At 65.9% G+C, this 15,495-nt stretch carries 14 protein-coding genes; 12 read left to right on the top strand and 2 right to left on the bottom strand.

All coding sequences use genetic code 11. The annotated features are described in order from the left end of the window. The first annotated feature begins 112 nt into the window (after positions 1 to 112). A complete protein-coding gene (gene alc, locus F6X39_RS18760; protein ID WP_187617687.1) occupies positions 113 to 1,123 on the top strand; it encodes an allantoicase in 1,011 nt (336 codons plus the stop codon). Between the two features lie 27 nt (positions 1,124 to 1,150). After that, positions 1,151 to 1,663, top strand: coding sequence for an ureidoglycolate lyase (locus F6X39_RS18755; protein ID WP_187617686.1), 513 nt, complete (start codon positions 1,151 to 1,153; stop codon positions 1,661 to 1,663). Positions 1,664 to 1,765: 102 nt separating this feature from the next. Here F6X39_RS18755 and fur read toward each other — a convergent pair whose 3' ends face one another. Next, the gene (gene fur, locus F6X39_RS18750) at positions 1,766 to 2,194 is read right to left on the bottom strand and encodes a ferric iron uptake transcriptional regulator (RefSeq protein WP_013090534.1); all 429 of its coding nucleotides are present in this window, start codon (positions 2,192 to 2,194) and stop codon (positions 1,766 to 1,768) included. Positions 2,195 to 2,346: 152 nt separating this feature from the next. Here fur and bamE point away from each other — a divergent pair, with 152 nt between their 5' ends. From bamE to F6X39_RS18705, 9 genes are all read left to right on the top strand, one after another. Next, a complete protein-coding gene (gene bamE / locus F6X39_RS18745; protein WP_187617685.1) occupies positions 2,347 to 3,198 on the top strand; it encodes an outer membrane protein assembly factor BamE in 852 nt (283 codons plus the stop codon). A 345-nt stretch (positions 3,199 to 3,543) separates the two neighbouring features. Then, complete coding sequence (dapB, locus tag F6X39_RS18740; protein ID WP_187617684.1) at positions 3,544 to 4,341, top strand: 4-hydroxy-tetrahydrodipicolinate reductase; 798 nt, start codon at positions 3,544 to 3,546, stop codon at positions 4,339 to 4,341. A gap of 78 nt (positions 4,342 to 4,419) precedes the next feature. Further along, on the top strand, positions 4,420 to 5,139 hold the full coding sequence (locus F6X39_RS18735) for a MotA/TolQ/ExbB proton channel family protein (RefSeq protein ID WP_184058458.1): 720 nt from the start codon (positions 4,420 to 4,422) through the stop codon (positions 5,137 to 5,139). 91 nt (positions 5,140 to 5,230) lie between these two features. Beyond that, positions 5,231 to 5,662, top strand: coding sequence for an ExbD/TolR family protein (locus F6X39_RS18730; RefSeq protein ID WP_018421805.1), 432 nt, complete (start codon positions 5,231 to 5,233; stop codon positions 5,660 to 5,662). Between the two features lie 184 nt (positions 5,663 to 5,846). Then, positions 5,847 to 8,438 carry a leucine--tRNA ligase gene (gene leuS / locus F6X39_RS18725; RefSeq protein WP_187617683.1) on the top strand — a complete coding sequence of 864 codons (2,592 nt, stop codon included), beginning with the start codon at positions 5,847 to 5,849 and terminating at the stop codon, positions 8,436 to 8,438. An 88-nt stretch (positions 8,439 to 8,526) separates the two neighbouring features. Continuing rightward, positions 8,527 to 9,078, top strand: coding sequence for an LPS assembly lipoprotein LptE (gene lptE / locus F6X39_RS18720; protein ID WP_187617682.1), 552 nt, complete (start codon positions 8,527 to 8,529; stop codon positions 9,076 to 9,078). A 54-nt stretch (positions 9,079 to 9,132) separates the two neighbouring features. Further along, positions 9,133 to 10,260: a DNA polymerase III subunit delta gene (holA, locus tag F6X39_RS18715; protein WP_184022926.1), complete on the top strand. Its 1,128-nt coding sequence runs from the start codon at positions 9,133 to 9,135 to the stop codon at positions 10,258 to 10,260. A 264-nt stretch (positions 10,261 to 10,524) separates the two neighbouring features. Continuing rightward, entirely contained in the window at positions 10,525 to 11,796 is a 1,272-nt protein-coding gene (locus F6X39_RS18710; RefSeq protein WP_187617681.1) for a glutamate-5-semialdehyde dehydrogenase, read from the top strand. A gap of 49 nt (positions 11,797 to 11,845) precedes the next feature. Beyond that, the gene (locus F6X39_RS18705) at positions 11,846 to 12,262 is read left to right on the top strand and encodes a CopD family protein (RefSeq protein WP_184066746.1); all 417 of its coding nucleotides are present in this window, start codon (positions 11,846 to 11,848) and stop codon (positions 12,260 to 12,262) included. A gap of 112 nt (positions 12,263 to 12,374) precedes the next feature. Here the strand turns inward: F6X39_RS18705 and F6X39_RS18700 are convergent, their stop codons facing one another. Beyond that, positions 12,375 to 13,220 (bottom strand): MurR/RpiR family transcriptional regulator, encoded by an 846-nt coding sequence (locus F6X39_RS18700; RefSeq protein WP_090801838.1) that lies wholly within the window; start codon positions 13,218 to 13,220, stop codon positions 12,375 to 12,377. Between the two features lie 297 nt (positions 13,221 to 13,517). Here F6X39_RS18700 and edd point away from each other — a divergent pair, with 297 nt between their 5' ends. Further along, positions 13,518 to 15,494 carry a phosphogluconate dehydratase gene (edd, locus tag F6X39_RS18695; protein WP_187617680.1) on the top strand — a complete coding sequence of 659 codons (1,977 nt, stop codon included), beginning with the start codon at positions 13,518 to 13,520 and terminating at the stop codon, positions 15,492 to 15,494. Position 15,495 lies beyond the last annotated feature (1 nt).

Below are 15,495 nucleotides of genomic sequence, written 5' to 3'. Positions count from 1 at the left end.
ACCAGACGAACCGGCATCGCTTTCCAGATAGCTCCTCGACCATTTTTCGCAAAGCCGGCGGTAGCCGTGGCGCCGCCGGCTGTTTCCGACCTCTTCGACACCGACCGACATCATGGCCAACCCGATCCTCGACTCGAACGCTCCCGCCTTCACACGCCGCTACATGAACCTCGCCGATCCGCGCCTCGGCGCGAAGGCGCTGTTCGCCAGCGACGAATTCTTCGCGCCGAAAGAGCGCGTGCTCGACCCGCAGCCGGCGGTGTTCATCCCCGGCAAATACGACGACCACGGCAAGTGGATGGACGGCTGGGAGACGCGTCGCAAGCGCACGACCGGCCACGACCATTGCGTGATCCGGCTCGCGCGGCCGGGCGTCGTGCATGGGGTCGATCTCGATACGAGCCACTTCACCGGCAATTTCCCGCCGGCGGCGTCGATCGATGCCTGCCATAGCGACGCTGACGTTCCGCCCGAGCATGCCGACTGGCAGCCGCTCGTGCCGGCGACAACGCTACAGGGCAACCAGCATCACTACGTCGAGGTGAAAGACGCGCGCCCGGTCACCCATCTGCGCGTGAATCTGTATCCGGACGGCGGGCTCGCGCGACTGCGCGTGTATGGCCAGCCGCAGCGCGACTGGAGCCGCGTCGAGCGCGGCACGCTGCTCGATCTCGCCGCGATCGAAAACGGCGCGTACCTAGTCGCCGCGAACAACCAGCATTTCGGGCCGGCCTCGCAGATGCTGATGCCGGGCCGTGGCGTGAACATGGGCGACGGCTGGGAAACGCGGCGGCGTCGCGAGCCGGGCAACGACTGGGCGATCGTCGCGCTCGCGCGGCCCGGCGCGATCCGCAAGATCGAAGTGGACACCGCGCACTTCAAGGGCAACTTCCCGGATCGCTGCTCGCTGCAGGCGGCATCGGTGACGGGCGGCACAGACGATTCCCTCGTCACGCAGGCGATGTTCTGGCCGGTGCTGCTCGGCGAACAGAAACTGCAGATGGATCACGTGCACGCGTTCGCGGACGACCTCGCCGCGCTCGGGCCGGTCACGCACGTGCGCTTCAACATCTTCCCGGACGGCGGCGTGTCGCGCCTGCGTCTGTGGGGCGAGATCGCTTAACGCAAGCAACGTCATGGAGCGGCACGCATGAAGATCCTGCAGATGGAACGCCTGACGCGCGCGGCCTTCGCGCCGTTCGGCGACGTGATCGAACTCGACGGCGCGCGTCGTTTTCCGATCAACGGCGGTACCACCGAGCGCTATCACGACCTCGCGCGCGTCGACGTGGTGGAGCAGGGCGGCCGGCCGCTCGTCAGTCTGTTTCGCGCGCAGCCGCGCGCGCTGCCCGTCGAGATCACGATGATGGAGCGGCATCCGCTCGGCAGCCAGGCTTTCATTCCCTTACGCGCGGGCCGATATCTGATGGTGGTCGCGCCGGCCGGCGAGTTCGACGCGGCGCGCATGCGCGCGTTCTGGACCGATGCGTGGCAGGGCGTCAATTACGCGAAAGGGGTCTGGCACCATCCGCTGCTCGCGCTGGATCAGGTCAGCGACTTCATCGTCGTCGATCGGGGCGGCGATGCGCCGAATTGCGACGAATTGCAGTTGGCCGAGCCGTGGCGGCTCGGCTTCGAGTCGAGCGCGGAGTTGGTCGGATAGCGGCGATTGCCGCCGTCTGAATAAAAAAGACCCGGCCGATGCCCATCGGCCGGGTCTTTTTTCTGACTTGCCAGGTCGCGTTGGCAGGCGACCCGCGACGCATCAGTGCTTACGATGCGGACAATTTTCCTTCGTGCACGCCCCATACAGCGCCAGCGCGTGTTCCTGCAGCTTGAAGCCGCGTGCTTTGGCGATGGACTGCTGACGGCTTTCGATTTCGGGGTCGAAAAATTCCTCGACCAGCCCGCAATCGAGGCACACGAGGTGGTCGTGGTGCGACCCCTCGTTCAGTTCGAACACCGCCTTGCCCGATTCGAAATTGCTGCGTGAGAGCAGGCCGGCCTGCTCGAATTGCGTCAGCACGCGATACACGGTGGCGAGACCGATATCGAGCTCCTCGTGCAGGAGGTTGCGGTACACGTCTTCGGCGGTCAGGTGACGCACCGGGCTATGCTGGAAAATCTCAAGGATTTTGAGGCGCGGAAGGGTCGCCTTGAGCCCGATATTCTTGAGATCGGTTGGATTGGTCATGACAAGGGATCCCTAGAGTACAATGCTGGGCTCTCATAGTAATGTGTTTTGGCGTTCTGGTCATTTTCGATGGAATGAGCGTGGCCCGCAAGCGGGCCCGCACGGTGAGTGAAATGATTTCTAAATCTCAATTGATCTACCGGGGGAGCCGCATGCGGGGTACCTTGATCGCTGTTGCGACTGTCGCGGTTCTTGCCGGATGTTCCACGTACGACAGCCTGACCCAGCGCGTTGCCCAACGCATTACGCCGTATCGGATTACGGTCGTGCAAGGTAACTTCGTGTCACAGGAAATGGCCGATCAGATGAAGGTCGGCATGACGCGCGCGCAGGTGCGTCAGTTGCTCGGCACGCCGCTATTGACCGACATGTTCCACGCGAATCGCTGGGATTACGTGTTCTATTTCAAGCGCGGCTCGACGTCGATCGTGCAGCAGCGTGACTTCGTCGTGTACTTCTCCGGCGACCTCGTGACCCACTGGACGGGCGGCGAGGATCTGCCGACCAATCTCGAATTGCTGGCCGAAATCGACGGTGATCGCAGTGGCCGTCGCCCGAACGCGACGCCGCCGCGCGCGGCGAGCGCGGCCGAGGCCGCCCACGCGGTGGCCGCTAGCGACGCAGCCGCCGCGAGCGCAGCCGCTGCCGCCGCGGCACCGCCTACGGTGGATACGACGCGCTCGCCGTCGGTCGAAGGCGCCCAGCAGGCCGCCACGCCGTCCATGGACGCCAACGCGGAAGCCGCCCAGGCGGCCAATCGCGCAACGAGCGCGGTGCCGACGCCGAGCCGCGCGCCGTCCGCGCGGTCGGCCGTGCCGAGAGCGGGCGCTGGCGGGATCCCGACGCAAGGCCCGACGTCCGGCGGTCAGCCGCAGTTCCAGTTCAAGCGTCCGCCGCCGCCCGCTCAGGAGAACGAGAGCAACCCGGTCGGCCCGACGGGCTCGCAAAGCAGCGGCAGCCCGACGCAGAACGCTTCGCCGGCGACGCCGGGAACGAGCAACTGATTTGCTCGTCGGTGTTGTGAGGCGGGCTGCGCGCCACATGTGCGGCGCCCGCCAGATGTGTGTTTGTCCGGCACCAGGCGAGGTCGGAAATGCGCCGCTTGGGCCGCATGAATGTGTTGCCGCGGCAGTGGGTCGCCGCAGCGGGCCGTATCGGTCAGTCACCTGAGCGAGCCGTCCCGGCTGGCCGCCCGCATTGGCTCCAGCAGCGAGCCGGGCGATTTCGCTCCTTGCCGCCGCGTGTCCCTATATCGACCGGGCGCATTCCCCGGCACACTGGTCCGGGCATTCGCCGGGCTGCGTTTGCCGGGCTCCATACCGGTTGACTCTTTTCGAATCCTCATCGTCATGAAAATTGCCATTGCAGGCGCATCGGGCCGAATGGGCCGCATGCTCATCGAAACCGTCGTCAACGATGCCGACGCGACGCTGTCCGGCGCGCTCTGCCGCACGGGCGCTGCGCAGCTTGGCCAGGACGCCGGCGCGTTCCTCGGCAAAGAGACCGGCGTGCTGCTGTCCGACGACATCGAGCGTGTGTTCGCCGAATCCGACTACCTGATCGACTTCACGCGTCCCGACGCGACGCTCGCGCATCTCGAAGCCGCGCAGCGCCACGACGTGAAAATGGTGATCGGCACGACCGGCTTCGACAACGCGCAAAAAGCGCAGTTGCGCGCGGCGGCGCAGAAGATCGGCGTCGTGTTCGCATCGAACATGAGCGTCGGCGTGAACGTCACGCTGAAGCTGCTCGAATACGCGGCGCGGCACTTCTCGACCGGCTACGACATCGAGATCATCGAGGCACATCATCGTCACAAGGTCGACGCGCCGTCCGGCACCGCGCTGACGATGGGCGAAGTGATCGCCAACGCGCTCGGCCGCAACCTCGACGACTGCGCGATCTACGGTCGCGAAGGCGTGACCGGCGAGCGCGATCCGTCGACGATCGGCTTCTCGGCGATTCGCGGCGGCGATATCGTCGGCGATCATACGGTGCTGTTCGCGGGCATCGGCGAGCGCATCGAGATCACGCACAAATCGGCAAGCCGCCTGTCATATGCACAAGGCGCGCTCCGTGCTGTACGCTTCCTCGAAGGCCACGACAACGGCTTCTTCGACATGCAGGACGTGCTCGGCCTGCGTTGAGCGAAGCCCGTTGCGCAGAGGCGGAGTAGCGCATCCCGAGCGCGCCCTCCCGAAGTCACTTTCCCAAGGCGAGGTCAGATGGCAGGCAGCAGCGGCATCATCCATTACCTGCAAACGAGCGACGCAATCACGCATGGCGTCGCCTATGTGCTGCTGGCCATGTCGATTGCGAGCTGGTGTTTTCTGATCGTCAAGAGCTGGATTCTGACGCGCGCGAAACGCCAGGCCAACCGGGCGATCGCGCGCTTCTGGCAGGCGCCGACGCTCGCCGAAGGCGTCGCCATCCTGCGCCGCACTGATCGTGAGCGCGTGTTCGCGCCGCTCGCCGAAGCGGCGCTGAATGCGGCCGAGGTCGACATTCCGGGCGCGCTGCTCGCGCGCGTCGAGCGCAGCGAACGGGTGCTGCGCGCGCTGCGCCAGGCGCTCAATGCGTCGCAGCGGCGGCTCGAGTTCGGTCAGGTGCTGCTTGCGTCGGTTGGCAGCACCGCGCCGTTCGTCGGTCTGCTCGGCACCGTATGGGGTATCTATCACGCGCTCGGCAGCATCGCGGCGAGCGGGCAGGCGCAGATCGAGAACGTCGCGGGACCGGTGGGCGAGGCGCTGATCATGACCGCGTTCGGTCTGGTGGTGGCGATTCCGGCGGTGCTCGCGTACAACGTGCTGGGCCGCCTCGTGCGGCAATTGTCCGAGGAGTTGGACGGCTTCGCGCACGATCTGCATGCGTACGTGTGCTCCCCAACCGAGCACGCGCCGACGCCTCCGCGCGCGCAGCAGGCGGCGCGCGAGGCGCACCGCTGACTTGTCACGCGCGGCGGGCTCGGCACATCGCGACCTTCCTCGCACGACACACCGCCCATCGCACGGGCAAGCTCAGACGCAAGGAGGCGACATGGCATTCGGCGGACTCGAGAAGAAGCAGACGGCCGCGCCGATGGCCGAGATCAACATGACGCCGCTGATCGACGTGATGCTGGTGCTGCTGGTGATTTTCATCATCACCGCGCCGCTGTTCTCGCACGCGATCCGGCTCGATCTGCCGAAGGTCGCGGCGGCGCCCGCGCGCCAGACCCCGCAAACCATCTCCCTTTCGATTGACGGCGCCGGCAAGCTTTACTGGAACGGCAAGCCGATCACGCTCGCGCAGATGCGCGCGCAGTTCGCCGAAGCCGGCAAGCGGGCGGACCAGCCGGACATCCAACTGCGCGCGGAGCGCTCGACGCGCTACGAAGTGATTGCGCAGGTGATGGGCGCCGCGCAGCAGGCGGGGCTCGAGCGGATCGGCTTCGTGACGGACCCGCCGCCGCCCGCCGCGCAGCACTGAGCGCCACCGGGTGCGCACCGCGTTCACGAATCCGGCATACCCAGTCCCGCGCCACGCCGCGCGGCGCACCCGTCCGCGAACGGTATAATCAGCCCTTTCCCCGCCGAAGGGGACACGACGCAACGACATTCTGCAGAGCACCGGGCCGGTGCGAAAGCACCGAACCTGGCGATCCCAACACACCATGCACGAAAAATACGTTCCCTCCGACGTCGAAGCCGCCGCGCAAGGGCAATGGCGCGCCATCGACGCCTACAAGACGACGGAAACCACCGACAAGCCCAAGTTCTACTGCGTCTCGATGCTGCCGTATCCGTCGGGCAAGCTGCACATGGGGCACGTGCGCAACTACACGATCAACGACGTGATGTACCGCTATCTGCGGATGAACGGCTACAACGTGCTGATGCCGATGGGTTGGGACGCCTTCGGCATGCCGGCGGAGAACGCCGCGATGGCCAACAACGTGCCGCCCGCGCAGTGGACCTACGACAACATCGCTTACATGAAGAAGCAGATGCAGTCGATGGGCCTCGCGATCGACTGGTCGCGCGAAGTCGCGACCTGCAGCCCTGACTACTACAAGTGGAACCAGTGGCTGTTCCTGAAGATGCTCGAAAAGGGCATCGCGTACAAGAAAACCGGCACCGTGAACTGGGACCCGGTCGACCAGACCGTGCTCGCGAACGAGCAGGTGATCGACGGGCGCGGCTGGCGCTCGGGCGCGCTCGTCGAAAAGCGCGAAATCCCGATGTACTACATGCGCATCACGCAGTACGCGGATGAACTGCTGAACGATCTCGAAGGCCTCGGCTGGCCCGAGCGCGTGAAGATCATGCAGCAGAACTGGATCGGCAAGAGCTTCGGCGTGAACTTCGGCTTCCCGTATGAAATCGACGGCGAACAGAAGCTGCTGCGCGTGTTCACGACGCGCGCCGACACGATCATGGGCGTCACGTTCTGCGCGATCGCCGCCGAGCATCCGCTCGCCACGCGTCTCGCGCAAGACAAGCCGGAACTGCAGCCGTTCATCGACGAATGCAAGCGCGGCGGCGTCGCCGAAGCCGACGTCGCGACGATGGAAAAGAAAGGCATGGCCACCGGCTTCTACGTCACGCATCCGCTGACGCAGGCGAAAGTCGAGGTGTGGATCGGCAACTACGTGCTGATGACTTACGGCGAAGGCGCGGTGATGGGCGTGCCGGCGCACGATGAGCGCGACTTCGCGTTCGTGAAGAAATACGGTCTGCCGGTCAGGCAGGTCGTTGCGGTCGAGGGCAAGGAATTCTCGACCGAAGCGTGGGCGGACTGGTACGGCGAGAAGACCGGCACGCTGGTGAACAGCGGCAAGTACGACGGCCTCGCCTACGACGAAGCCGTAGACCGCATCGCCGCCGATCTCAAGGAACTGGGCCTCGGCGACAAGCAGATCACGTGGCGTCTGCGTGACTGGGGCGTCTCGCGCCAGCGTTACTGGGGCACGCCGATCCCGATCATCCACTGCCCGAAGTGCGGCGACGTGCCGGTGCCGGAAAAAGACCTGCCGGTCGTGCTGCCGGAAGACCTGGTGCCGGACGGCACGGGCAATCCGCTCGCGAAGTCCGAAGCGTTCCTGAACTGCACGTGCCCGAGCTGCGGCGGCGCGGCAAAGCGCGAAACCGACACGATGGACACCTTCGTCGATTCGTCGTGGTACTTCTACCGCTACGCGTCGCCGGATGCGAAGACGATGGTCGACGAGCGCACCGACTACTGGGCGCCGATGGATCAATACATCGGCGGTATCGAACACGCGATCCTGCACCTGCTGTACTCGCGTTTCTGGGCGAAGGTGATGCGCGACCTCGGTCTCGTGAAGTTCGGCGAACCGGCGAAGAACCTGCTCACGCAGGGCATGGTGCTCAACGAAACCTATTACCGCGAAAACGAAGCGGGCAAGAAGACCTGGTACAACCCGGCGGAAGTGACCGTGTCGTTCGACGACAAGGGCCGCCCGGTCGGCGCGGTGCTCAACGCTGACGGCCAGCCGGTCGTGCTCGGCGGCGTCGAGAAGATGTCGAAGTCGAAGAACAACGGCGTCGACCCGCAGATGCTGATCGATCAGCACGGCGCGGACACCGCGCGTCTGTTCGTGATGTTCGCGGCTCCGCCCGAGCAGCAGCTCGAGTGGTCGGGTTCGGGCGTCGAAGGCGCGAGCCGCTTCCTGCGCCGCGTGTGGAACTTCGGCTATACGAACGAAGCCGCGCTGCGCGCGGGCGGCCAGTTGGACGCCGCACGATTCCACGACACCGACAAGGCGCTGCGTCGTGAGATCTATAGCGTGCTGAAGCAGGCCGATTTCGACTATCAGCGTCTTCAGTACAACACGGTGGTATCGGCCGCGATGAAGATGCTCAACGCGCTCGACGGCGCGAAGGGCGCGCAGACCGCCGTGCTGCGTGAAACCTACGGTGTGATGCTGCGCGTGCTGTACCCGGTCGTGCCGCACCTGACGTTCCAGCTGTGGCAGGAGCTCGGCTATGCCGACGAATTCGGCCCGCTGCTCGACGCGCCGTGGCCGAAGGTCGACGAGAAGGCGCTCGAACAGGCCGAGATCGAACTCGTGCTGCAGGTGAACGGTAAGGTGCGCGGCGCGATCACGGTCGCGAAGGACGCGTCGCGCGAAGCGATCGAGCAGCTCTCGGCCGAGCACGCAATGGTCGTGAAGTTCAGCGAAGGCAAGGCGCCTAAGAAGATCATCGTGGTGCCGGGCCGTCTCGTGAACGTGGTCGTTTGACGTTCCAGGCCCTCATCCGGCAGACGGAGCGCCGCCCGCCCGGCGGCGTTCCTCGGCACCGCGAATCCACTGCGAACCGGGAGCGAATGTGACTCGCAGATCGTTTTTGACGCTCGCTTGCAGCGTAATGATGTTGTCGGCCTGCGGCTTCCAGTTGCGCGGCCAGCAGGACTTCGCGTTCAAGCGCCTCTATGTGGCGGGCGGCTCGCCCGCGGCCATGGCGCGCTTCACGCGCATCGTGCAGGGCGGCAGCGACACCGTGGTGGTCAGCTCGCCCGCCAATGCCGATGCGCTGCTGCAGATCACGCAGAACCGCAACGTCAGCACGCTGACGCTGAATTCGCTGGGCGTCGTCGCCGAGTATCAGCTGAACCTGCAGATGAACTACACGCTGACCGGCAAGGACGGCACCGTGTTGATTCCGGGCAGCGTGATCGCGCTGAACCGCGCGATGACCTATAGCGACCAGTTCTCGCAGGCGAAGGCCGCCGAGTCCGACATCCTGTTCGCCGACATGGAAAACGACGCGGTCGATCAGCTGATCCGCCGTCTCGGCGTGGTGCGCTCGCTGCATCCGACGCCGGCCGAGGCCGTGCCGGCCATCGTGCCGCGCGCACCGCTGCCGCCGCCGCCGCTGTGAGCATCGCGCCGTTCGTGATTCGTCGAATCTCATCCATCCCGTCAACCGCCAGCCATGCAACTGCGACCTGACGCGCTCGAAGCGCATCTCGCCCGCGGCCTCGCCGGACTGTACGTCGTATACGGCGACGAGCATCTGCTCGCGCAGGAAGCGTGCGATCGCATCCGCGCGGCGGCGCGCGCGGCCGGCTTCACCGACCGCTCGGTGTTCACGGTCGAGCGCGGTTTCGACTGGAGCTCGCTGCTCGGCGCGAGCCAGTCGATGTCGCTGTTCGGCGACCGTCAGCTGGTCGAGCTGCGCATTCCGTCGGGCAAACCCGGTAAGGAAGGCGCCGATGCGCTGAAGGTGCTCGCATCCACCGTCAACGACGACGTGCTGACGATGATTACGCTGCCGCGCCTCGATGCGGCCACGCAAAAGTCGGCATGGTTCACCGCGCTCGCCGACGCCGGCGTCGCGCTGAAGATCGATCCGGTCGAGCGCGCGCAGCTGCCGAACTGGGTCGGGCAGCGGCTCGCGGCCCAGGGTCAGCGCGTCGCAGCCGGCGAGGAGGGGCGGCGTGCGCTCGCGTTCATCGCCGAGCGCGTCGAGGGCAATCTGCTCGCCGCGCATCAGGAAATCCAGAAGCTCGGGCTGCTGTATCCGAACGGCTCGCTGAGCTTCGATCAGGTTCAGGACGCGGTGCTCAACGTCGCGCGCTACGACGTGTTCAAGCTCAACGAGGCGATGCTCGCGGGCGACGTCGGCCGTCTCGCGCGCATGCTCGACGGGCTGCGCGGTGAAGGCGAGGCCGCGGTGCTCGTGCTGTGGGCGGTCGTCGAAGAAGTGCGCACGCTGCTGCGGATCAAGCGCGGCGTCGCGGCCGGCAAGCCGCTCGCGATGCTCACGCGCGAGAACCGCGTGTGGGGTCCGCGCGAACGGCTGATCGGACCTGCGCTGTCGCGCGTCAGCGAAGCGGCGCTCGAGACGGCACTCGCGCTGGCGGCGCGGCTCGACCGGCAGGTGAAGGGGCTGTCGGGCGGCACGCCGGGTAATCATCGCAACGATCCGCCGCCCGATCCGTGGGACGGCCTGTTCGAACTCGCGATGACGGTGGCGGCGCCGAAACCGTCGGCAGCTTCGCCAGTGCCGCCGCCGCGACCTCGGGTGCCAACGGCGGCGCCAGCGCGGCGGCCAGTCTGAAGCGGCACAGCTGATTCGCGCGAGCGTCGAAGCAGTGGCTGACGCGAGCAATCGTGTACCAACTGCCAGTCGTTCCACACACACAGACCAGCGCGTTTCGCGTGCCACGCGCCGAACGAAACGCATCGGCGAACCTGCGACAGCACAGTGCACCCGCTGTCCGCGCGCGAGCAAAGCCCCGGTACCCGACTTACAATCGATTGATCTTTCGCTAATCCTGCCCGACCACCGCATGCCAGCGTGCGCGGCATCACGAGAATGACCATGGATATCGACCAGTACATGACCGACCTCGGCCAACGCGCCCGTCAGGCTTCGCGCGCGATGGCGCGGGCGTCGAGCGCCGCGAAGAATGCGGCGCTTGCGGCCGTTGCCGAGGCGATCGAGCGCGATGCCGATCTGCTGAAGGCCGCCAACGCGCGCGACCTCGAACGCGCCCGCGGCAAGGGCCACGATGCCGCGTTCATCGACCGGTTGACGCTGTCCGACAAGGCGCTGAAAACGATGGTCGAAGGCCTGCGCCAGGTCGCGGCGCTGGCCGACCCGATCGGCGAGATCAGCAATCTGAAGTACCGGCCGAGCGGCATCCAGGTCGGCCAGATGCGTGTGCCGCTCGGGGTGATCGGCATCATCTACGAATCGCGCCCGAACGTGACGATCGACGCGGCCGCGCTGTGCCTGAAGTCCGGCAACGCGACCATTTTGCGCGGCGGCTCGGAAGCGCTCGAATGCAATACCGCGCTCGCGAAGCTGATCGGCGAGGGCCTCGAAGCGGCCGGTCTGCCGCAGGACGCGGTGCAGGTGGTCGCGACGTCGGACCGCGCGGCGGTCGGCAAGCTCATCACGATGACCGAGTACGTCGATGTGATCGTGCCGCGCGGCGGCAAGAGCCTGATCGAGCGTTTGATGAACGAAGCGCGCGTGCCGATGATCAAGCACCTCGACGGCATCTGCCACGTTTATGTCGACGATCGCGCGGACCTGCCGAAGGCGCTGAACGTCTGCGACAACGCGAAGACGCACCGCTACGGCACCTGCAACACGATGGAGACGCTGCTGGTCGCGCGCGGCATCGCCGCTGAGGTGCTGCCGCCGCTGGGCAAGCTGTATCGCGGCAAGGACGTCGAGCTGCGCGTCGATGCGGCGGCGCGCGCGGTGCTGGCCGATGCGGGCGTCGGTCCGCTCGTCGATGCGAGCGAGGAAGACTGGCGCACCGAATATCTCGCGCCGGTGCTCGCGATCAAGGTGGTCGACGGCATCGACGCGGCAATCGAGCACATCAACACGTATAGCTCGCAGCACACCGACGCGATCGTCACCGAAGACCACGACCGCGCGATGCGCTTCCTGCGCGAAGTCGATTCGGCGAGCGTGATGGTCAACGCGTCGACGCGTTTCGCGGACGGCTTCGAGTTCGGCCTCGGCGCCGAGATCGGCATTTCGAACGACAAGCTGCACGCGCGCGGCCCGGTCGGCCTCGAAGGGCTGACGTCGCTGAAATACGTCGTGCTGGGTCATGGCGAAGGCCGTCAATAAAGCACGAATCGAAGCGCCACAACAACAAGGACCACAAGGACACCCGCCGATGCTTTGGGTAAAGACGTTTCACATCGTATTGATTGCCTCCTGGTTTGCCGGCCTGTTCTATCTGCCGCGCATCTTCGTCAATCTGGCGATGGAAACGGAACCCGCCGCGACGGCGCGTCTTCTGCTGATGGCGCGCAAGCTGTTCCGCTTCATGAGCTTCATCGCCGTGCCCGCAATCGCGTGCGGCCTGTGGTTGTGGCTCGTGATCGGCATCGGCAGCGGGCAGGCCTGGATTCACGCGAAGGTCGGCGTGGTCGTGCTCCTCGTCATCTATCACGCGTATTGCGGCGTGCTGTTGCGCAGGTTCGAGCGCGGCGAGAATCGCCGCTCGGACAAGTGGTATCGGATGTTCAACGAGCTGCCGGTGCTCGGTATGCTCGCCGCGGTCGCGCTGGTGGTGATCAAGCCGTTCTGAGCGGCTGACGGCGTTAAGCAGGGCGCTGGAAAAGATCAAAGGGCGGTATGCCGGTTGAATGGCACACCGCCCTTTTGCGTTATCCCGTCGTTCCGCATTCCATCGCAGCGGTTCACCCCTGCGAATCCACCCGCCGCCGGTGGATCACTTCCTTCGTTTGCGCGAGCTTCTCCAGCAGTTCGGGCCCGCGGCTCAGCGCGACGCCGACCGCCAGAATGTCGCCGATCGCCAGATGTGACACGCGCGAGGTCATCGGGGAGAAGATGTCGGTGTCTTCGTCGACGTTCGCAAAGAGGCCCACGGTTGCGAGCCGCGCGAGCGGCGAGTTGCCGTGCGTGATCGCGATCACCTTCGCGCCCGCGTTCAGCGCGGCCTTCGCGGCATCGATGATGTCGCGCGTGCGTCCCGTATTGGAAATCGCGACGACCACGTCCCCAGGTCCGAGCAGCGCGGCCGACATCAGAAACGTATGCGGGTCCGAATACGCGACGCTCGGCATGCCGAGCCGAAAGAACTTGTGCTGCACGTCGAGCGCGGCGATGCCTGAGCCGCCCGCTCCGTAGAACTCGATGCGCTTCGCTTGCGCGAGCATGTCGATCGCCGCGGCGACGCTATCCGACGACAGATTGTTGCGCACCTGAATCAGCGCGCCGATCGTCCGGTCGAGCACCTTCGCGGCGACGCCCGGCGTCGGCTCGTCGGGCCGCACGTCGCGATAGACGGCGGGCACTTCGCTGGCGATGCCCTGCGCGAGACGGATCTTGAATTCGCGAAAGCCGGAGAAACCGAGCGCGTGACAGAAGCGCGCGATCGTCGGCTGACTCACGCCCGCGCGCGCGGCGACCTCGGTCATCGACAGATCGAGCACCTCGCGCGGCGCCTCGATCACGTAATCGGCCAGCTTGCGCTCGGACGGGCGCAGCTGGTCGCGCATCTCTTCCACCTGGGACAGCATCATCGGAAAACTCGCACTATGCTGAAGAACGTGTGGACTATATCCGATTGGTCGTTGGCGCACAAAAGCCAGGTACAAAAACTACATATTGGCGAGTAAGTGTATTCCCTTGGTTTCTGCTGTAAAGCGCTGAGGCGCGCCAGTAGGGCGACTTGGCGATCCGCGCCATGCGGCGCCGCAACAGAGTTCGTCATTGCGATCGTGTAGTTTTTCTACTAAGATGACGTCGTTCGATATCACAACCCCGCGATACCGCCAGGTGTCATGCGTGCGCCTGCCGCCAGCGACGAAGGAGCTCCGATGGTTTCCCCGCATTCGCAATTGTTGAAGGTCACGCAACGCGTGATCGAGCGCAGCAAGCCCACGCGCGAAGCGTATCTGGCCCGCATCGAGCATGCGCAGGGGCGCTTTCCGGCGCGCGGCGCGTTGTCGTGCGCGAACCTCGCTCACGGTTTCGCCGGCCTCGAGGGCAACGACAAGCTCGTGATCAAGCAGATTCGCGAGCCGAATATCGGCATCGTGTCGTCGTACAACGAGATGCTGTCGGCGCACGCGCCGTACAAAAACTACCCGGACATCATCAAGCAGGCCGCGCGCGAAAACGGCGGCGTCGCGCAATTCGCGGGCGGCGTGCCGGCGATGTGCGACGGCGTCACGCAGGGCAACGCGGGCATGGAGCTGTCGCTGTTCTCGCGCGAAGTGATCGCGATGAGCACGGCCGTCGCGCTTACCCACAACATGTTCGACGCGGCGCTGTGCCTCGGCATCTGCGACAAGATCGTGCCGGGCCTGCTGATCGGCGCGCTGCAGTTCGGCCATTTGCCGACGATCTTCGTGCCGGCCGGCCCGATGGCAAGCGGCTTGTCGAACGACGACAAAGCCAGGACGCGTCAGCAGTTCGCGACCGGCCAGTGCGGCCGCGACGCGCTGCTCGAAGCGGAAGCGGCCGCCTATCACAGCCACGGCACCTGCACGTTCTACGGCACCGCGAACAGTAACCAGATGCTGATGGAAGTGATGGGCCTGCATCTGCCGGGCTCGGCCTTCGTGCATCCGCACACGCCGCTGCGCGACGCGCTGACCGCGCAGGCCGCGCGCCGCGTGCTCGATCTGACGGTCGAGCGCGGCCACTACATGCCGATCGGCCATGTGGTCGACGAGAAGGCGATCGTCAACGGCATCGTCGCGCTGCTGGCGACCGGCGGCTCGACCAATCACACGCTGCACCTCGTCGCGATCGCGCGCGCGGCCGGCATCGTGATCGACTGGGACGACTTCGACACGCTGTCGCAGGCGGTACCGCTGCTTGCCAAGATCTATCCGAACGGCAAGGCCGACGTGAACCACTTCCACGCAGCGGGCGGCGTCGCGTTCCTCGTGCGCAATCTGCTCGAAGGCGGTCTGCTGCATGAAGACGTGAACACGGTCGCGGGCAAGGGCCTGAAGCGCTACACCGAGGAGCCGAAGCTGCTCGACGGCAAGCTGCAATGGGTGGCAGGTGTCGAGGCGAGCGCGGACACAGCGGTGCTGCGCGGCATCAAGGAGCCGTTCCAGCCGGACGGCGGCCTGCGTCTGATGCAGGGCAAGCTCGGCCGCGGCGTAATCAAGATTTCGGCGGTCGCGGCTCAGCACCGCATGGTGAAGGCGCCGGCAATCGTGTTCGATTCGCAGGAAGCGGTGCAGGAAGCGTTCGACAAGGGCGAGCTCAAGCGCGACTTCATCGCGGTGGTGCGCTTCCAGGGCGCACGCGCAAACGGCATGCCCGAGTTGCATCGTTTGACGCCGCTGCTCGGTGTGCTGCAGGATCAGGGTTTCCATGTCGCGCTGGTGACCGATGGCCGTATGTCGGGCGCGTCGGGCAAGGTGCCGGCGGTCATTCATCTGTCGCCGGAAGCGTTGCTGCAAGGCCCGATCGGCAAAGTGCGCACGGGCGACATGCTGGTGATCGACGCCGAAGCGGGCGTGCTCGACATCGAGATCGACGCAGCCGAGTGGGCCGCGCGTCCGAACGCCGAGCCGCTGCATCAGGCGGACAACGAAGTCGGCTTCGGCCGCGAGCTGTTCGGTGTGTTCCGTGCGGCGGCGGCGCCGGCGGAGCAGGGCGCGTCGGTGTTCGGCAAGCTGGTCGGCGAGGGCGGCACGGTCGACGGCCAGCACGGCCACGGCAGCCATCACAAGCACGGCCACGACGGTGACCATCAGCACGGCCATCAACCCAGCGACCATCACACGAGCACCGCGCAAGCCGGCGCGGCGCCGCAGAAACAAGGAGTCTGAC

The sequence above is a fragment of the Paraburkholderia sp. UCT2 genome (assembly GCF_014397665.1).
GTDB classification, from domain to species: Bacteria; Pseudomonadota; Gammaproteobacteria; order Burkholderiales; family Burkholderiaceae; genus Paraburkholderia; species Paraburkholderia tuberum.
This window is presented reverse-complemented; position numbering and strand designations above follow the sequence as displayed.